10 protein-coding genes and 1 pseudogene are annotated in these 19,506 nt (G+C 69.6%); 10 read left to right on the top strand and 1 reads right to left on the bottom strand.

Going from position 1 to position 19,506, the window contains the following annotated elements:
* Window positions 1–12 precede the first annotated feature (12 nt).
* The 4 genes from SLW52_RS06140 to SLW52_RS06125 all read left to right on the top strand — a co-directional run bounded on the left by SLW52_RS06140 (window position 13) and on the right by SLW52_RS06125 (window position 7,053).
* Window positions 13–1,542, top strand: coding sequence for a tryptophan halogenase family protein (locus SLW52_RS06140; RefSeq protein ID WP_320739751.1), 1,530 nt, complete (start codon window positions 13–15; stop codon window positions 1,540–1,542).
* A 54-nt stretch (window positions 1,543–1,596) separates the two neighbouring features.
* Entirely contained in the window at window positions 1,597–3,099 is a 1,503-nt protein-coding gene (xylB, locus tag SLW52_RS06135; protein WP_320739749.1) for a xylulokinase, read from the top strand.
* A gap of 44 nt (window positions 3,100–3,143) precedes the next feature.
* Window positions 3,144–4,478 (top strand): xylose isomerase, encoded by a 1,335-nt coding sequence (gene xylA, locus SLW52_RS06130; RefSeq protein ID WP_320739747.1) that lies wholly within the window; start codon window positions 3,144–3,146, stop codon window positions 4,476–4,478.
* A gap of 88 nt (window positions 4,479–4,566) precedes the next feature.
* On the top strand, window positions 4,567–7,053 hold the full coding sequence (locus SLW52_RS06125; protein WP_320740068.1) for an exo 1,3/1,4-beta-D-glucan glucohydrolase: 2,487 nt from the start codon (window positions 4,567–4,569) through the stop codon (window positions 7,051–7,053).
* Between the two features lie 14 nt (window positions 7,054–7,067).
* Here SLW52_RS06125 and SLW52_RS06120 read toward each other — a convergent pair whose 3' ends face one another.
* The gene (locus SLW52_RS06120) at window positions 7,068–8,126 is read right to left on the bottom strand and encodes a LacI family DNA-binding transcriptional regulator (RefSeq protein WP_017913380.1); all 1,059 of its coding nucleotides are present in this window, start codon (window positions 8,124–8,126) and stop codon (window positions 7,068–7,070) included.
* A gap of 111 nt (window positions 8,127–8,237) precedes the next feature.
* On the opposite strand from SLW52_RS06120, the gene SLW52_RS06115 reads away from it, so the two are divergent.
* The 6 genes and pseudogenes from SLW52_RS06115 to SLW52_RS06090 all read left to right on the top strand — a co-directional run bounded on the left by SLW52_RS06115 (window position 8,238) and on the right by SLW52_RS06090 (window position 19,218).
* Window positions 8,238–10,379: an alpha-glucuronidase family glycosyl hydrolase gene (locus tag SLW52_RS06115; RefSeq protein ID WP_320739745.1), complete on the top strand. Its 2,142-nt coding sequence runs from the start codon at window positions 8,238–8,240 to the stop codon at window positions 10,377–10,379.
* A complete protein-coding gene (locus SLW52_RS06110; protein ID WP_320739743.1) occupies window positions 10,376–12,355 on the top strand; it encodes a sialate O-acetylesterase in 1,980 nt (659 codons plus the stop codon). The genes SLW52_RS06115 and SLW52_RS06110 overlap by 4 nt, the downstream gene beginning before the upstream one ends.
* A complete protein-coding gene (locus tag SLW52_RS06105) occupies window positions 12,355–14,049 on the top strand; it encodes a glycoside hydrolase family 43 protein (RefSeq protein WP_267085025.1) in 1,695 nt (564 codons plus the stop codon). The genes SLW52_RS06110 and SLW52_RS06105 overlap by 1 nt, the downstream gene beginning before the upstream one ends.
* Entirely contained in the window at window positions 14,046–16,745 is a 2,700-nt protein-coding gene (locus tag SLW52_RS06100; RefSeq protein ID WP_320739741.1) for a glycoside hydrolase family 3 C-terminal domain-containing protein, read from the top strand. Before SLW52_RS06105 ends, SLW52_RS06100 begins: the two co-directional genes overlap by 4 nt.
* A gap of 22 nt (window positions 16,746–16,767) precedes the next feature.
* A pseudogene (locus tag SLW52_RS06095) lies at window positions 16,768–18,228 on the top strand (MFS transporter); the annotation flags it as partial.
* Entirely contained in the window at window positions 18,202–19,218 is a 1,017-nt protein-coding gene (locus tag SLW52_RS06090; RefSeq protein WP_320740067.1) for a glycoside hydrolase family 43 protein, read from the top strand. The pseudogene SLW52_RS06095 and the gene SLW52_RS06090, both read left to right, overlap by 27 nt.
* The last annotated feature ends 288 nt before the right edge of the window (window positions 19,219–19,506 follow it).

The raw sequence follows: 19,506 nt of genomic DNA, 5'->3' as shown, positions 1-19,506 counted from the left end.
GGGAGCATCACCTTGAACCTTGCCACCACAACGGACGGACGCATCCGCAAGGTCGTCATCGCCGGCGGCGGCACCGCGGGCTGGCTGGCCGGCTGCGCGCTGGCCCACCAGTTCCGCGATCGCCTGGACATCACCCTGGTGGAGTCCGAGCAGATCGGCACGGTGGGCGTCGGCGAGTCGACCGTGCCGCCGATCCGCACCTTCCACCGCTTCCTGCAGATCGACGAGCAGGAGTTCCTGCGCGCCGTCGCCGGCACGTTCAAGCTGTCTATCTCGTTCGAGCACTGGCGCCGCCCCGGCGATCGCTTCATCCATCCGTTCGGCACCATCGGGCAGGGCACCTGGGCCACGCCGTTCCATCATTTCTGGCTGGACAGCCTGCGCCGCGGCATGCCGTCGGACCTGGGCGACTTCTGCCTGGAAAGCGTGGCCTCGCGTGCGGACCGGTTCTCGCTGGAGACCCAGCCGCAGGTCAACTACGCCTATCACTTCGATGCCGCGCTCTATGCCAAGTTCCTGCGCAAGAAGGCCGAAGGCCATGGCCTGCGCCGGGTGGAAGGGCAGATCCGCGAGGTGCGGCAGCATGCACACGACGGCTCCGTCGCCTCGCTGCTGCTGGAAGATGGGCAGCTCATCGAGGGCGATCTGTTCATCGACTGCACCGGCTTCCGTGGCCTGCTGACCGAGCAGACCCTGCACACCGGCTACGAGGACTGGCGCGAGTGGTTGCCCAGCGATCGCGCCGTGGCGGTGCAGACCGAGGCGGTCGCGCCGCCGGTGCCGTATACCCGTGCCATCGCGCACGAGGCCGGGTGGCGCTGGCATATCGCGCTGCAGCACCGGGTCGGCTGCGGACTGGTGTTCTCCAGCCGGCACCTGTCCGACGACGAGGCGCACGCCAAGCTGCTGCGCGACGTCGACGGCCCGCCGCTGCGCGACCCGTGGCTGGTGCCGTTCCGCAGCGGGCGCAGGATGCAGGCCTGGAACAAAAACGTGGTGGCGCTGGGCCTGGCCAGCGGCTTCATCGAGCCGCTGGAATCGACCAGCATCCACCTGACCATCAGTGCGGTGGTGCGCCTGATCCAGCTGTTTCCGCACGAGGGCATCAGCCCGGCGCTGGTGGAACTGTACAACACGGTCAGCCGCCAGGAGATGGAGCACGTGCGCGACTTCATCATCCTGCATTACCACGCCACCCAGCGCGACGAGCCGATGTGGAAAGCGTGCCGCGAGATGGCGCTGCCCGAGTCGCTGGCGATTCGGCTGCGCGCCTGGCGCGAGCGGGCGCACGCCTGGCAGGACCCGGGCGAACTGTTCCGCGTGGACTCCTGGACCAGCGTGTTGCTGGGGCAGGGCATCCAGCCGGGACCGCCGCATCCGCTGGCCGCCGCCATCGGCGATGCGGATCTGCGCACGCTGCTGACGCGGATCCGGCAGCCGCTGCAGCAGGCCAGCGCGGCGATGCCGTCGCAGGCGGAGTTCATCGAACGCTACTGCAAGGCGACCCCGGACGTCTGGCAGCGGAGCGTATCCCTGGCGTAACGGCACACACGCTGTCGTCCAAAAATGATAGCGCTAACGAAAAGGCGGTACGACGTGGAAGAAAGGGAACTGGTAGCCGGAATCGATGCGGGAACGCAGAGCCTGAAGGTCGTGGTCTACGACCCGGTCGGGCGCAGCGTCGTGGCCAGCAGCAGCGCGCCGCTGGAGTTGCATTCCGCCGCCGATGGCAGCCGTGAACAACATCCGGCCGACTGGGTCGCGGCCCTGCAGGCCTGCTTCCAGGCCATCGATCCTGCGCTGCGCTCGCGCCTCGGCGCGCTGGCAGTCTCGGGCCAGCAGCATGGCTTCGTGCCGGTCGATGCGGCAGGCGAGGTGCTGGCACCGGCCAAGCTGTGGTGCGACACCAGCACCTCGGCCGAGTGCGTGCAGATCATGGACGCGCTCGGCGGCGCGGCACGCACCATCGCACTGGCGGGTAATCCGATCCTCACCGGTTACACCGCCTCCAAGCTGCCGTGGACCAAGACGCACCGGCCCGACGCCTACGCGCGCCTCGCCACCATTCTGCTGCCGCACGACTACCTCAACTTCGTGCTGACCGGCCAGCGCTTCTGCGAATACGGCGATGCGTCGGGCACGGGCTGGCTGGACGTGCGCACGCGCACCTGGTCGACCGAGCTGCTGCGCGCCACCGATCCGCAGCGCGACCTGGCGGACTGCCTGCCGCGTTTCGCCGCACCCGATGCCCTGTTCGACATCGACCCGGCCGCGGCCAACTTGCTCGGTGTGCCGGCGACGCTGAAGGTCGCCGTCGGTGGCGGCGACAACATGATGGCGGCCATCGGTACCGGCTGCGTCGTGCCCGGTCGCCTGGCGATGAGCCTGGGCACCTCCGGCACCCTGTTCGCCTACTCCGACACGCCGGTGGTCGACCCGGACGGTGCGTGGGCCGCGTTCTGCTCCTCCACCGGCGGCTGGCTGCCGCTGATCTGCACGATGAACTGCACCGTGGCGACCGAACAGGTCGCCGCCGCGTTCGGCTTCAGCACACGCGACGGCGATGCGCATCTGCACGCCACCGCGCCCGGTGCCGACGGCCTGGTGATGCTGCCGTTCCTCAACGGCGAGCGCACGCCCGACCTGCCGCTGGGCAAGGGGGTGCTGGCGGGCCTGGACACGCACAACATGACCCCGGCCCACCTCTATCGCGCGGCGATGGAAGGGGCGACATACAGCCTGAAGTACGGCTTCGACGCATTCGTGCGCGCCGGCATGCACTTCGAGCGCATCGTGCTGACCGGCGGCGGCAGCAACAGCGGCGCGTGGCGGCAACTGGTGGCCGATGTGTTCGGCCTGCCGGTGGACGTGCCCATGCAGCCGGAAGGCGCGGCATTCGGCGCCGCCTTGCAGGCGCTGTGGGCCGTGGGCCTGGCACGCGGCGATGCCGCTTCCATTGCCGACATCGCGCAACAGCATGTGGCGGTCGATCCGCAGCTGTCCGCCCGTCCGGATCCGGCGCGCACCCAGGCCTATGCCGCGGCCTATGCGCGCTTCCTGCGCCATCTCGACGCCTGCCTGCCGCTGTTCCGCGGCTGATTCCCCGTTTCGCACGCCCTCCCACCACGACAGGAACCCGCACCATGCACACCCAGCCCTTCATCGGCGCCAAGGAATACTTCCCCGGCATCGGCCGCATCCCCTTCGAGGGCCGTGGCTCGGACAACCCGCTGGCCTTCAAGGTCTATGAGGCCAACAAGGTCATCGGCGGCAAGACCATGCAGGACCATCTGCGCTTCGCGGTCTGCTACTGGCACACCTTCTGCAACGCAGGGCAGGATCCGTTCGGCCCGGGCACGCGCCACTTCCCCTGGGAAGTCGGTGCGCCGATGGCCAGCGCCGAGGCGAAAGTGGATGCGGCGTTCGAGTTCTTCACCAAGCTCGGCGTGCCGTACTGGTGCTTCCACGACATCGACCTGGCGCCGGACGCCGACGATGCCGCGCAGTACGAGAAGAACCTCAAGCACATGGTCGGCCTGGCCAAGGCGCGCCAGGACGCGACCGGCATGAAGCTGCTGTGGGGCACGGCGAATCTGTTCTCGCATCCGCGCTACATGAACGGTGCCGCGACCAATCCCGATTTCGCCGTGGTGGCGCGCGCCGCCGTGCAGGTGAAGGCGGCGCTGGAAGCGACGGTGGAACTGGGCGGCGAGCATTACGTGTTCTGGGGCGGCCGCGAAGGCTATGCCTCGCTGGTCAACACGCAGATGAAACGCGAACTGGAGCACTTCGCGCGCTTCCTGACCATGGCGCGCGACTACGGCCGCAGCATCGGCCTGAAAGGCAACTTCCTGATCGAGCCCAAGCCGATGGAGCCGATGAAGCACCAGTACGACTTCGACAGCGCGACGGTGGCGGGCTTTCTGAAGGCGCACGGCCTGGACAAGGACTTCAAGCTCAACATCGAGGCCAACCACGCCACGCTGTCCGGCCACACCTTCGAACACGACCTGCAGGTCGCTTCCGACCACGGCCTGCTGGGCAGCATCGACGCCAACCGCGGCAACGCGCAGAACGGCTGGGATACCGACCAGTTTCCGACCGATCTGTACGACACGGTCGGCGCCATGCTGGTGGTGCTGCGCCAGGGCGGCCTGGAGGGCGGCCTGAACTTCGACGCCAAGGTGCGCCGCGAGTCCACCGAACTCGAGGATCTGTTCATTGCCCACATCGGCGGCATGGATACCTTCGCCCGCGGGCTGGAAGTGGCCCACGCGCTGCTCACCGACTCGCCCTGGGAGCAGTGGCGCCGGGAGCGCTATGCCAGCTTCGACAGTGGCGCCGGCGAGCAGTTCGCGCGCGGCGCGCTCGGCCTCGCCGAGCTGGCGGCATTGGGCGTGAAGGGCGGCGAGCCGCGGCAGATCAGCGGCCGCCAGGAGCGCTACGAGAACCTGATCAACCAGTACCTGCTGCGCTGAGCGCAGCGGCAAGGAGAGCGCCGTGACCGATACCCGTTCCACACGCCACACCGGCGCGTTGCTGGCCGCACTGCTGCTCGCGCTTGCCGTGTGCAAGGGCGACGTCCAGGCCGCGGCGCCCGCCCGCGCGGAGGCCAGCCCCTGGCCCAGCGTGACCTGGCCGCTGCCCGAGGATCCCGCGCTGGAACAGCGCCTCACCGCGCTGATCGCCACCATGACGGTGGAGGAGAAGGTCGGCCAACTGGTGCAGGGCGATATCGGCAGCCTCACCCCGGAGGACGTACGCAAATATCGCCTGGGGTCGATCCTGGCCGGCGGCAATTCCGATCCCGGCGGCCGCTACGACGCAGCGCCGGCCGAGTGGCTGGCGCTGGCCGATGCGTTCTATGCGGCGTCGATGGACACCTCGCATGGCGGCAAGGCGATTCCGGTGCTGTTCGGCATCGATGCCGTGCACGGGCAGAGCAACATCGTCGGCGCCACGCTGTTCCCGCACAACATCGGCCTGGGCGCGACCCGCAACCCGGCGCTGCTGCGCCGGATCGGCGAAATCACCGCGCTGGAAACCCGCGCCACCGGCATGGAGTGGACCTTCGCGCCGACCGTGGCGGTGCCGCAGGACGATCGCTGGGGGCGCACCTACGAGGGCTATTCCGAATCGCCCGAGGTGGTGGCCAGCTACGCCGGCGCGATGGTCGAAGGGCTGCAGGGCAAGGTGGGAACGCCGGACTTCCTCGATGGCCGCCATGTGATCGCCTCGGTCAAGCATTTCCTGGGCGATGGCGGCACCACCGACGGCCGCGACCAGGGCGACACCAAAATCGGCGAAGCCGAGCTGGTGCGCATCCATGCCGCCGGCTATCCGCCGGCCATCGCTGCCGGTGCGCAGACCGCGATGGCCTCGTTCAACAGCGTCAACGGCGAAAAGATGCACGGTCACAAGACCTACCTGACCGACGCGCTGAAGGGGCGCATGCACTTCGGCGGCTTCGTGGTCGGCGACTGGAACGGCCACGGACAGGTCAAGGGCTGCACGCCCACCGACTGCCCCGCCACCATCAACGCCGGCCTGGACATGGCCATGGCCTCGGACAGTTGGAAGGGCTTCTACACCACCACGCTGGCGGCGGCGAAGAACGGCACCATCTCGCAACAGCGCCTGGACGATGCGGTGCGCCGGATCCTGCGGGTCAAGATGCGGCTGGGCCTGTTCGAGGCGGGCAAGCCGTCGGCGCGCGCGGTCGGTGGCCAGTTCGCGCTGATCGGTGCGCCGGCGCATCGCGCGGTGGCGCGGCAGGCGGTGCGCGAGTCGCTGGTGCTGCTGAAGAACCAGGGCGGTCTGCTGCCGCTGTCGCCGAAGCAGCGCATCCTGGTGGCCGGCGACGGCGCCAACGACGTCGGCAAGCAGGCCGGCGGCTGGACGCTGAACTGGCAGGGCACCGGCACCACCCGCAAGGACTTCCCGAATGCTGACACCATCTACGAAGGTTTCGCGCAGCAGGCCAAGGCCGTGGGCGGCGAGGCCGTGCTGGCGGTCGACGGCACGTACACGACCAGGCCGGACGTCGCGGTGGTGGTGTTCGGCGAGAATCCCTACGCGGAGTTCCAGGGCGATCGGCCGACCCTGGCCTACAAGCCGGGCGACGACACCGACCTGGCGCTGATCAAGCGGCTCAAGGCCGACGGCATTCCTGTGGTCGCGGTGTTTCTCAGCGGGCGACCGCTGTGGGTCAACCGCGAACTCAACGCGGCCGATGCCTTCGTGGCGGCGTGGCTGCCCGGATCGGAAGGCGCGGGTATCGCCGACGTGCTGCTGCGCAACTCGCAGGGCGGCGTGCAGCACGACTTCAAGGGCTCGCTGAGCTTCAGTTGGCCGCGCACGGCGACGCAATACGCCAACAACCTGGGGCAGAAGGGCTACGACCCGCTGTTCGCCTTCGGCTACGGCCTGCGCTATGCCGACAATGGCAACCTGGCCAGGTTGCCGGAAGTCTCCGGCCTCACCGGCAACGAAGCTGCGGCCGGCGTGTTCTTCGCCCGCGGCGCGGCCGGCCCGGGCATGGCCTTGCGCCTGGAAGGGGCCAATGGACAGGGCGTGACCGTCACCCGCGTGCCGGAATCGCTCGATGGCGCGCTGCTCAAGGTCACCGGCGTGGACCACCTGGCGCAGGAGGATGGCCGCCGCCTCGCCTGGTCGGGCGGGCGTGAGGCGGTGGTCGCACTGCAGTCGCATACGCCGCTGGACCTGCAGCGCGAGAGCAACGGCGACCTGATGCTGGTGACCACGCTGCGCGTGGACGCCGCCCCGCAAGGCGAGGCGTGGCTGGCGGTCGGCTGCGGCAGCGGCTGCGCCGCGCGGGTGGCGATCGGGCCGACGCTGACAGCCCTGCCGGTCGGCCAGTGGAAGCGCGTGGGCGTGCCGCTCAAGTGCCTGGCGGCAGCCGGCGCGGATCTGAGCAAGCTGGATCGTCCGTGGGCATTGACCACGGCGGGCGCGATGACGCTGTCGGTGTCGCGGGTCGCGCTCGGCGCATTGAACGAAGCGGAGAGCACTGTCGCATGCCCGAGCGCGTGAGCCTGCGTCCTGCGTCAGCGCCCCTTGGGTGGGCCGGCGACCGAACCGCGCAGCACCAGCCGGTGCGGGACCACGTGGTCGCTGGACATGCGTGTGTCGTCGCGCTTGCGGCGGATGCTGCGCAGCAGGATGTCGATGGCGGCATCGGCCATCGAGGCGATCGGTTGGTGGATGGTGGTGAGCTCCGGCCACACGGTGGTGGCGGCCGAGGTGTCGTCGAAGCCGACCACCGACAGGTCGCGCGGCACTTCCAGGCCGCGCCGGTGCGCGACGGAGATCGCCGCCGCGCCCATGTCGTCGTTGCTGGCGAAGATCGCGGTCGGCGGCCGCCGCTGCGACAGCAGCTTTTCGGCGGCGGCCAACCCCGAGCGGTAGGTGTAGTCGCCCTGCTGGACCAGGCCGGGTTCGACCTTCAGCCCGGCCTCCTGCAGCGCGGTGACGAAGCCCTCGTAGCGCCGCGCACTGGCGCTGAGGTCCTGGCGCCCGCGGATGAAGCCGATGCGCCGGTGGCCGTGCTGGATCAGGTGTTCGGCCATCTCCTTGCCGGCATGGAAGTCGTCGATGCGCACGCAGGAGATCGCGTCGCTGAGGCGCCCGGCGGCGATCGCGATCACCGGGATGCCGGCCTTCACCAGTTCGCTCACCGCCGCCTGCGATTCGCACAACGGCGGCGGCAGGATCACGCCATCCACGCGCCCGCCCAGGGCACGCGCGGCCTTGCGCTCGGCATCGGGGTCCAGGTCTTCCCAGTAGTGGATGACCAACTGGATGGCGGCGTTGGAGGCGACGCGCAGCAGGCCGACCAGCAGCTCGCGCAGGTAGGCGCCGCTGGGATTGGTGTAGATCAGGGCGATGCGGGTGTGCTGCGCGGCGGCCAGCGAACTGGCCGCCAAGTTGGGCGTGTAGCCCAGTTCGCGCACCGCGCGCATCACGCGCTCGCGGGTGGCATCGCGTACCTTGCCCTGGTTGATCGCGCGCGACACGGTCATCGGCGAAACCCCGGCCAAGGCCGCCACCTCGTCGATCGTCACCCCGCTGGTCTTGCGGCGGACCGCTTTCTTCGGCTTGTCCAAAACGCGTTCCCTTTGTTGTTCCTGACGCTGCCGCGCCGCGGGTACGCCGTCAGCTTACAAGGTTTGCTGGCGGCGCTTGGGTGCCGTCCGCATGTCATGCGGTGTCAGTGGATGGCATGCGCTGCCATGGTGCTGATGGTCTGCGCGGGCAGCCTGCGCGCGGAGGACGGCGCAGCGCTGTGGCTGCGTTACCTGCCCTCGCAAGGCGCCGCACGTGCGGATGGCGCCGCCCGCCTGGACGAGGTAGTGGCGCCGGCGCGGACGCCGACGCAGCGTGTGGCGCGCGACGAGCTGGTGCGTGGCCTCACCGGCCTGCTGGGGCGCGCCCCGGCGATGCGTGCGGGCGCAAGCGGCGATCACGCGGTGGTACTGGGCACGCCACAGTCGTCGCCAGCGCTCGCGCCATTTCGCGAGGAGATCGCGGCGCTGGGCGAGGAGGGCTACCTGCTCAAGCGCACCCGCATCGACGGGCACGCGGTGGTGCTGGTGGCGGGACGCCGGGACATCGGCGTGTTGTACGGGGTGTTCCATCTGCTGCGCCTGCTGCAGACCGGCGCGTCGCTCGAAGCGCTCGCGATGCGCGAGTCGCCACGGATCCGGCTGCGCGTGCTCGACCATTGGGACGACCTGGACGGCCACGTCGAGCGTGGCTATGCGGGCCGCTCGCTGTGGGACTGGCAGAGCCTGCCGGAATGGCGCGACCCACGTTACACCGACTACGCGCGCGCCAATGCCTCGATCGGCATCAACGGCACCGTGCTCAACAACGTCAACGCCAACGCGCAAAGCCTGGCGCCGGCCTACCTCGACAAGGCGGCGGCGCTGGCGGACGTGTTCCGGCCCTACGGCATCCGCATCTACCTGAGCGCGCGCTTCAGCGCCCCCATCGAGCTGGGCGGGTTGAACACCGCCGATCCGCGCGACCCGGCCGTGCAGCGCTGGTGGCGCGACAAGGCCGACGAGATCTATGCGCGCATTCCGGATTTCGGCGGCTTCCTGGTCAAGGCCAATTCCGAGGGACAGCCCGGCCCGCAGGACTATGGCCGTTCGCACGCCGACGGCGCCAACCTGCTGGCCGATGCGCTGGCGCCGCACGGCGGCGTGGTGATGTGGCGGGCCTTCGTCTACGCCCACGACGTGCCGGTGGACCGCGCCATGCAGGCCTACACCGAGTTCGTCGGCCTCGACGGCGCCTTCCGCCCGAACGTGATCGTGCAGGTCAAGAACGGGCCCATCGATTTCCAGCCGCGCGAGCCCTTCCATCCGCTGTTCGGCGCCATGCCGCGCACGCCGCTGATGCTGGAAGTGCAGATCACCAAGGAGTATCTCGGCTTCGCCACGCACCTGGTGTACCTGGGGCCGCTGTACGAGGACGTGCTGCAATCCGACACCCATGCCCGCGGCACGGGATCCACGGTGGCGGACGTGGTGGATGGCACATTGGAAGGCCACGCCCTGACCGGCATCGCCGGCGTCGCCAACATCGGCAACGACCGCACCTGGAGCGGCTCGCACTTCGACCAGGCCAACTGGTACGCCTTCGGCCGCCTGGCCTGGAATCCGCACCAATCCGCCCGCGCCATCGCCGAGGACTGGGCGGCGATGACGTTCTCGCCGGCACCGGAGGTGGTGCAGCCCATCGTCGGGATGATGATGGGCTCGCGCGAGGCCGCGGTGAACTACATGACCCCGCTGGGCCTGCACCACCTGATGGCGCGCGGCCACCACTACGGTCCCGGCCCCTGGGTGGACGGCGGCCCGCGCGCGGACTGGACGGCGGTGTACTACCACCGCGCCGATCGCGATGGCATCGGTTTCGATCGCACTGCGCATGGCAGCAATGCGGTGAGCCAGTACGCACCGGACGTGGCGGCCGTATATGGCGATCCGGCGCGGGTACCCGAGTCGCTGCTGCTGTGGTTCCACCACGTGCCGTGGGACCACCGCATGGCCTCCGGACGACCGTTGTGGGACGAACTGGTTGGGCGCTATACGCAAGGCGTGCGCCAGGTGCAGGCCATGCAGTCCACCTGGGACGGCTTGCGCGGCAAGGTGGATGCCGAGCGGCACGCGCAGGTGGCGGCGTTCCTGCGCATCCAGTTGCGCGAAGCGCAATGGTGGCGCGATGCCAGCGTGGCGTACTTCCAGTCGGTGAGCGGGCGGCCGTTGCCCGCGGGCGAAGCCGCGCCACCGCACCCGTTGGCCTGGTACCAGGCCCTGCAGTTTCCCTCCGCACCGGGAGATGGACGATGAAGCCGACCACGTGGACGGGCTGGTTGCTGGCGGCGGCCTTGGGGTGCAGCGCCACGCCCGGCGTGGCGCAAGACGCGGTGCCGCCGCTGTTGCATGCGCTGTTTCAGGATCACGCCGTGCTGCAGCGCGACCGGCCGATGCCGGTGTGGGGGAACGCCGCGCCGGGTGCCACGGTGTCGGTGACCTTCGCCCGCCAGTCGGTCAGCGCACGTGCCGATGCCGGCGGCCGCTGGCATGCCACGTTCAAGCCGGTCGCCGCGGGCGGTCCTTACGACATGACCGTGCGCGCGGGACAGGCGCGGCAGGTCGTGCGCGATGTGCTGGTGGGCGATGTGTGGCTGTGTTCCGGGCAGTCGAACATGGAGCTGCCGGTATGGCGCGCGCTGGATGCGAGCCGCGAACTGGCCGCGGCCGCCGAGCCCAGCATCCGTCTGTTCACCGTGCCCAAGGCCGCGGCGGTCGCGCCGCAGGATGCGTTCGCGGCTGCGGTCGCGTGGCGACCCGCGATGCCGGACACAGTGCGGGAGTATTCCGCCGCCTGCTTCTACTTCGCGCGGGAGTTGCAGAAGACGGTCAAGGTGCCGATGGGGCTGATCCAGTCGGCCTGGGGCGGCGCGCGGATCGAGGCCTGGACCAGCGCCGACGCGTTGCGTGCGCAGGGCGGCATGGACGAGGCGCTCGACGTGCTGGCGCTGTACGCCACCGACCCCGTCGCCGCGAGCGCGCGCTGGGGCCGGCATTGGCAGCAATGGTGGACCACGCGCGCCGGTGCCACGCCGGGCGATACGCCATGGCAGCCCGGTGCGGACCGCACTGGGTGGCGGGACGCGCCGGCGGCACTCGGCGCATGGGAGCGCTGGGGTGTGCCGGCGCTCGCCGACTACAACGGCATGGTCTGGTACCGCACGCAGGTCACCCTGAGCGCCGCGCAGGCGGCGCAGGGCGCACGGCTGGTGCTGGGGCCGGTCGACGAAACCGACATGACCTGGGTGAACGGCGTGGCCGTGGGCAGCCAGAACGCGCCGAGCGATCCACGCCGGTATGCGCTTGCGCCCGGCCTGTTGAAGGCCGGCACCAACACGGTGGTTGTCAACGTGCTGGATACCTACGGCGAAGGCGGACTGGCAGGCCCCGCCAGTGCGCATGCCGTGGAATTGGCCGATGGCACGCGCATCGTCCTGGATCGGCATTGGCAGTACCGGGTCGCGCCCGATCCGCAGTCACCGCCGCTGGCGCCGTGGCATGCGGCCTCCGGTATGTCGACGCTGTACAACGGCATGATCGCGCCGCTGGGGCGTTACGGGCTGCGCGGCATGCTGTGGTACCAGGGCGAATCCAACACCGGCGACGGCGCGGCCTATGCGATGCGGTTGCGTGGCTTGCGCGACGACTGGCGCCGGCAATTCGGTGCAAAGATGCCGCTGCTGGTGGTGCAGCTCGCCGGCTACGGCCTGCCGCCGCAGGCCCCGGTGGAGAGCGGCTGGGCGCAGGTGCGCGAGGCGCAGCGCCGCGTGGCGGCCGAAGACCCGCACAGCGGCATCGCGGTGGCCATCGACATCGGCGATGCCTACGACATCCATCCGCCGAACAAGCAGGAACTGGGACGGCGCCTGGCGCGGGCGGCGCGCCACGTGGTCTACGGCGAACGCGCGCTGGCGCCGTCCGGCCCGATCCCCCGCACGGCAACGCGCACGCAGGGCGGAGTGCGCATCGTGTTCGACGACGTCGACGGCAGCCTGGTCACGACCGGGGCGAGCGGCCCCATCGGCTTCGAGCTCTGCGATGCCCAGGCGCAGCGCTGTACCTATGCCGATGCCGCGCTGGACGGGCGCGCCGTCGTCCTGCGCAGTCCCCAGGCCGTCGCCGCTGCGCGCGTGCGCTACTGCTGGGCCGATGGCCCGATCTGCACGCTGCGCGACCGTTCCGGTGCGCCGGCAGGACCATTCGAACTCGCACTGTCCGAAGGAGTTCACTGATGCGCCCGTTGCTCGCCACGGCCGTCCTGCTGTTGTCCGCTGCGTTGCAGCCGCTGTGGGCCGCGCCCGCACCGCCGGTCTATTTCGACTGGTTCGACTACGCCGGGCGCGACGCGGCCTTCGAGGCGCCCTTGCCGGCCGGGCATTACCGCAACCCGGTCCTGGCCGGTTTCCACGCCGACCCGAGCATCGTCCGCGCGAACGGGCGGTTCTACCTGGTCAATTCCAGCTTCACCTACTTCCCTGGCATCCCGGTGTTCGAGAGCGTGGATCTGGTGCACTGGAAACAGGTCGGCAACGTGATCGACCGGCCGACGCAAGTCGACTTCGATGGCCTGAGCGTGTCGCGCGGCATCTTCGCGCCGGCCATTTCCTATCACGAAGGGGTGTTCTACGTGGTCACCACCGCCGTGGACAGCGGCGGCAACTTCATCGCCACCGCGCGCGATCCCGCCGGGCCCTGGTCGGATCCGCACTGGCTGCCTGGCATCGGCGGCATCGATCCGTCGCTGTTCTTCGATGCCGACGGCCGCGTCTACCTGCTCAACAACGACGCGCCGCCCGGCCCGCCGCGCTACGAGGGCCACCGCGCGATCTGGATGCAGCAACTCGACCTGGCGAGCTTCACCCCGGTGGGGCCGCGCAAGGTGCTGATCGACGGCGGCGTCGAGCCGGCGAAGCACCCGATCTGGATCGAGGGGCCGCATCTGTATCGACGCGACGGCTGGTACTACCTGTCCGACGCCGAGGGCGGCACCGGGCCGCAGCACTCGCAGGTGGTGCTGCGCAGCCGCGAGGTCTGGGGCCCTTACCAGCCGTATGCGGGCAATCCCATCCTCACCCAGCGTGACCTGCCCGACGCTCGGCCGCTGCCGATCGCCAATGCCGGGCATGCGGACCTGGTGGAAGGGCCGGACGGTTCCTGGTGGGCGGTGTTCCTGGCCAGCCGCACCTACGACGTGCGCCACTACAACACCGGGCGCGAGACCTACCTGCTGCCGGTGCAGTGGCGCGACGGCTGGCCGGTGATCCTGCCCGCCGGGCAGGCCATCCCGTACGCGGTCAAGGCGCCGTCGTGGATGCAGGGCGAGGCGTCGCAGGCGCCGTCCACCGGCAACTTCGTCGAGCGCGATGAGTTCGATGCGCCGACGCTTGGCCGCGGCTGGTTGCGCGTGCGTGTGCCCAAGCAGGACTGGGCGGACCTGGGCACGCGTCCGGGCAGCCTGGCCGTGCATCCGCTGCCGGAGAACCTGGACACCTTGCGCAACCCCGCCTTCCTGGGGCGCCGCCAGCAGCATTTGCGGTTCGAGGCCAGCACCGCGCTGACGCGCCCCGAAGCGAGCATGGCGGCAGGGCTGGCGGCGTTCCAGAACGAAGATTGGTGGTACTTCCTTGGCGTGCGCCGTGTGGGCCGCGATCGCGTGGCCGTGTTCCTCGAAGCGCGCGCGGGCAAGGGAGCGACCAAAACTCTGGCCAGCCGCGAACTGGACGCGTCCAGCGCACTGCGCCTGAAGATCTCCGGTGACGAAGGAAAATATGCGTTCGCGTTCGACACCGGCACGGGGCAGGGTTGGCAAACCCTCGCCGACGACGTCGACGGAACCGTGTTGAGTACGGATCGTGCAGGCGGCTTCGTGGGCGCCCTGCTCGGTCCTTTCGCGCGCGACGAGCGCGCCCCCAGGAGCAAACGATGATGACGCGCAGGTCTTCCTTTCGCAGCGGTGTTGGCGGCCGCCTGTTCCGCACGCTGGCCCTGTGCGCCGCCACCGCGCTGGCCGGTGTGGGCCATGCCGCCGACGCCAAGCCGTGGCAGGATACCTCGGCCAGCTTCGAGGCCCGGGCGGCGGCGCTGGTCGCGCAGATGACGCTGGAGGAAAAAGCGGCGCAGATGCAGAACGCCGCGCCGGCGATCGAGCGCCTGGGCGTGCCGGCCTACGACTGGTGGAACGAGGCGCTGCACGGTGTGGCGCGGGCCGGGCAGGCCACCGTGTTTCCGCAGGCCATCGGGTTGGCCGCCACCTTCGACGTGCCGTTGATGGGGCAGGTGGTCAGCACCATCAGCGACGAGGCGCGCGCCAAGCACCACCAGTTCCTGCGCGAAGGCGCGCATGGCCGCTACCAGGGGCTGACCTTCTGGTCGCCGAACATCAACATCTTCCGCGACCCGCGCTGGGGCCGCGGCCAGGAAACCTACGGCGAGGATCCCTACCTCACCGCGCGCATGGGCGTGGCCTTCGTGCAGGGGCTGCAGGGCGACGACCCGGTGTACCGCAAGCTCGATGCCACCGCCAAGCATTTCGCCGTGCACAGCGGCCCGGAGGCCGACCGCCACCACTTCGACGCGCGCCCCAGCAAGCGCGACCTCTACGACACCTACCTGCCGGCGTTCGAGGCGCTGGTGAAGGAGGGCAAGGTGGATGCGGTGATGGGCGCCTACAACCGGGTGTACGGCGAGTCCGCTAGCGCCAGCCAGTTCCTGTTGCGCGACGTGCTGCGCCGCGACTGGGGCTTCACCGGCTACGTGGTGTCGGATTGCTGGGCCATCGTCGATATTTGGAAGCATCACCACCTCGCGCCCAGCCGCGAGGCGGCCGCGGCGCTCGCGGTCAGGAACGGCACCGAACTGGAGTGCGGCCAGGAGTACGCCACGCTGCCGGCGGCGGTACGCCAGGGGCTGATCGGCGAAGCGGAGATCGACGATGCGGTGACGCGCCTGTTCGCCGCGCGCATGCGGCTGGGCATGTTCGATCCGCCCGAGCGCGTGCGCTGGGCGCGGATCCCCGCGTCGGTGAACCAGGCGCCCGCGCACGATGCGCTGGCCCTGCAGGCCGCGCAGGAATCGCTGGTGCTGCTGAAGAACGATGGCGTGCTGCCGCTGTCGCGCACGCTCAAGCGCATCGCCGTGGTCGGCCCGACCGCCGACGACACCATGGCCTTGCTCGGCAACTACTTCGGCACGCCGGCGGCGCCGGTGACCATCCTGCAGGGCATCCGCGACGCGGCCAAGGGCATCGAGGTGCGCTATGCGCGCGGTGTGGATCTGGTCGAAGGGCGCGACGATCCGAGCGCCACGCCGCTGATCGAGGCGACGTATCTGCGGCCCTCGGCGGACTCGCCGGAACGCGGCCTGCGCGGCGAATACTTCCGCACGCCCGATCTGTCGGGGACGCCGGCGCTGGTGCGCACCGACGCGCAGATCGGCTTCCGCTGGGACCGCGGTTCGCCGACCGACAATCTGCTGGCCCGCGGCGAAGCGGGGCCGGGGCAAGGCATTCCCAACGATCATTTCAGCATCCGCTGGAGCGGTCAGTTGCTGCCACCGGTCTCGGGCCGCTACCGCATCGAGGCGGCCGCCGACGACGGCTTCCGCCTCTATGTCGACGGCAAGCTGGTGCTGGATCACTGGACCGACAGCGACTGCATGCGCGCCGACGGCGTGGACCTGGACCTGCAGGCGGGCCGCGCCTATGCGGTGAAGCTGGAGTACTACGACGCCGAGCGCGACGCGAGCGTGCGCCTGGGCTGGCGCATGCCCGGGGCGAAGCCGTCGTTCGACGAGGCGCTCGATGCCGCGCGCAACGCGGACGTGGTGGTGTTCGTCGGCGGGCTGACCGGCGATGTCGAGGGCGAAGAGATGAAGGTCGACTACCCGGGCTTCGCCGGTGGCGACCGCACCGACCTGCGCCTGCCCGCGCCGCAGCGCGCCTTGCTGGAAGCGCTGCACGCCACCGGCAAGCCGGTGGTGATGGTGCTGACCGGCGGCTCGGCGCTGGCGGTGGACTGGGCGCAGGCGCATCTGCCAGCGATCCTGATGAGCTGGTATCCCGGGCAGCGCGGCGGCACCGCGGTGGGCCAGGCGCTGTTCGGCGAGGTCAACCCCGCCGGCCGCCTGCCGGTGACGTTCTACCGGGCGGACCAGGCGCTGCCCGCGTTCGACGACTACGCGATGGAAGGCCGCACCTACCGCTACTTCCGCGGCACGCCGCTGTATCCGTTCGGCCACGGGCTGTCGTATACGCGCTTCGACTACGGCAAGCTGCGCGTGGATGCGCCGCGCATCGCCGACGACGGACGCCTCAAGGTGCAGGTTGAGGTGGCCAATACCGGCAAGCGCGCCGGCGACGAAGTCGCGCAGCTGTACGTGCGGCGGCTGGCGGCCGCGCCCGGCGATGCGCAGCAGGCACTGCGCGGCTTCCAGCGCGTGAGCCTGGCCCCGGGCGAACGCCGAACCCTGACGTTCGAACTGGACGCGCAGCAGGCGCTGCGCCAGTACGACGATGCGCGCGGCACCTACGTCGTGCCGGCAGGAAGCTACGAAGTACGGATCGGCGGTTCAAGTGCCGATGCCCGCGTGCGTGCGCGTTTCACCGTGGAGGCGCGCCGTGACTGAGGCCCGCAGTGCGGAGACCGCCGTGCATGTGCTGTCGGTGCGCGAGAAGCTGGGCTACAGCCTGGGCGACCTGGCGGCGAACCTGATCTTCCAGACCCTGATCACCTACCTGGCCTTCTTCTACACCGATGTGTACCGGTTGCCGGCCGCCACGGCGGCGACGATCATCTTCGTGATCGGCCTGCTCGGCGCGTTCGTGTTCACCCCGCTGATCGGCATCGCCGCCGACCGCACGGCCACGCGCTGGGGCAAGTTCCGACCCTGGATCCTGTGGACGGCGATTCCGTTCGGGGTGCTATCGCTGCTCGCCTTCAGTACGCCGGAGCTCGGCGCGCGCGGCAAGGTCGTCTACGCGTTGACCACCTATGGTCTGCTGATGCTGGTGTACGCGGCCAACAACCTGCCGTATTCGGCGCTCAGCGGCGTGCTGACCGGCAACATGGCTCAGCGCAACAGCCTGTCGGCCTACCGCTTCGTGGCGGTGATGATCGCGCAGTTCATCATCCAGGTGCTGCTGCTGCCGCTGGTGCTGATCCTGGGCGACGGCGATAATGTGCGTGGTTTCGAGCGCCTGATGACGGTGTTCGCGGTGGTGGGCACGCTGTTCTTCCTGATCACCTTCGCCACCACCCGCGAGCGCATCGTCCCGGCCAAGGAACAGAGCGCCGGCGTGCTGCAGGACCTGTCCGACCTGCTGCACAACCGGCCGTGGAAGGTGATGCTGGCGCTGACCGTGCTGGTCTTCGTCAACCTGGCGCTGAAGGGCGGCACCTACATCTACTACTTCCAGTACTACCTGAGCGAGGCCGCGCTGGCGGGCTTTCTCGACACCTCCGGCTTCAACGGCTTCATCGGCGGTGTGAATGCGCTGCTCGGCGGCTGGGGCCTGTCCGGCTTCACTTGGCCGCAGGATGCGGCGACCTCGGCGTTCAGCCTGTTCAACGCCTGCGGCATCCTGTGCATGATCCTGGGCATCGGCTTCTCGCGGCGGCTGGCCGACCGCTTCGGCAAGCGCGATGCCTTTGGCGGCGCGCTGCTGGTCTCCACTCTGTTCCTGCTGGTGTTCTACGTCCTGCCGCCCACTGCGATCGGCGTGGCCTTCGGCGCCTTCATGCTGCACGGCTTCTGCTACGGCATCACCATCCCCTTGCTGTGGGCGATGATCGCCGACGTCGCCGACTACTCCGAGTGGAAGAACCATCGCCGCGCCACCGCGATCATCTTCTCGGCGATGCTGTGCGGACTGAAGATCGGGCTCAGTATCGGCGGCGCGCTGGTCGCCGGCATCCTCGCGCACCACGGCTACCAGGCGGGCGCCGAACAACAGCCGCAGGCCGTGGTGGACGGCATCCGCCTGACCGTGAGCGTCTACAGCGCCATTCCGTTCTTGGTCGCGGTGGCGCTGCTGTGCTTCTACCGGATCGACAAGCGCATGGAACGTCGCATCGAACACCACCTGCAGGCGCGGCGCCAGGGCAGCGACCTCGACCACCTCGCGGCGCACGCCGTCTCGCAACCGCTGGTCACCCACATTTACACGGCCGATCCGTCGGCCCATGTGTTCGAGGGGCGCCTGTACATCTATCCGTCGCACGACATCGACAGCGGTGCGCCGTTCGACGACGACGGCGGCCACTTCGGCATGGAGGACTACCACGTGCTGCGCATGGACGCGCCGGAAGGCGCGGTCACCGAGTGCGGCGTTGCCCTGCATGTGCGCGACGTGCCTTGGGCCAGCCGGCAGATGTGGGCGCCGGACGCGGCGGCACGCGACGGGCGCTATTACCTTTACTTCCCCGCCAAGGACGCGCACGGCCTGTTCCGCATCGGCGTAGCGGTGGCCGATCGCCCGGAAGGCCCGTTCGCCGCCGAACCCGAGCCGATCGCGGGCACCTATTCGATCGACCCGGCCGTGTTCGAGGACGACGACGGCGCGCACTACCTGTGCTTCGGCGGCATCTGGGGCGGGCAGTTGCAGAAGTATCGCGACGATCGCTTCGATGCGGCGCACGCCGAGCCTGTCGGCGACGAACCGGCGCTGGGGCCGCGCATCGCCAGGCTCGACCCCGGCATGACGCAGCTGGCGGAGCGCACACGCGAAATCGTCATCCTCGATGAACACGGTCAGCCGCTGCGCGCCGACGACCACGCGCGCCGCTTCTTCGAGGGACCGTGGCTGCACAAGGACCAGGGCCGGTATTACCTGTCGTATTCCACCGGCGACACGCACCTGTTGTGCTATGCCATCGGCGACAGTCCGTATGGCCCGTTCACTTATCGCGGCGTGCTGTTGAAGCCGGTAGTGGGCTGGACCACGCACCACTCCATCTGCGCGTTCCAGGGGCGCTGGTACCTGTTCTACCACGACGCCCTGTTGTCCGGCGGCGTGACCCACCTGCGCTCGGTCAAGTGCACGCCGCTGCACGTCGAGCCGGACGGGAGCATTCGCACTGTCGATCCCTATGGTGGCTGAAAGGCCGTGGTCTAGTGACACTGCGCCGCCTGCGGAGTTGGCGGGTGGCGCATTGGCCTCCTCTAGGCGTCGGCTGCCATGCAGCCGAGGCGAGCGAAGTGCTATGCGTTCCGATGGCGCAATGCGTCGGGACTGAAGTCCCTCCCACAGTGCACCAGGCAGGCTCCCCGCAAGCCCCTGTGGGAGCGACTTCGGTCGCGACGAGTGAAGCCATCCAATGACCGATTGCGACAGCAGTCGGGACTGAAGTCCCTCCCACAGTGCACCCGGCAGGCTCCCCGCAAGCCC

It is taken from the genome of Xanthomonas sp. LF02-5, assembly GCF_034105325.1.
Lineage (GTDB): Bacteria > Pseudomonadota > Gammaproteobacteria > Xanthomonadales > Xanthomonadaceae > Xanthomonas_A > Xanthomonas_A sontii.
Note: the sequence above shows the minus strand (reverse complement) of the source record. Positions and strands in the feature narration are given on the sequence as shown.

Excerpts from the sequence above, each read along its gene's own strand:
- xylA (WP_320739747.1), top strand. The coding sequence starts at position 3,144 with ATGCACACCCAGCCCTTCATCGGCGCCAAGGAATACTTCCCCGGCATC.
- SLW52_RS06110 (WP_320739743.1), top strand. The coding sequence starts at position 10,376 with ATGAAGCCGACCACGTGGACGGGCTGGTTGCTGGCGGCGGCCTTGGGG.
- SLW52_RS06100 (WP_320739741.1), top strand. The coding sequence starts at position 14,046 with ATGATGACGCGCAGGTCTTCCTTTCGCAGCGGTGTTGGCGGCCGCCTG.
- SLW52_RS06105 (WP_267085025.1), top strand. The coding sequence starts at position 12,355 with ATGCGCCCGTTGCTCGCCACGGCCGTCCTGCTGTTGTCCGCTGCGTTG.
- SLW52_RS06115 (WP_320739745.1), top strand. The coding sequence starts at position 8,238 with ATGGCATGCGCTGCCATGGTGCTGATGGTCTGCGCGGGCAGCCTGCGC.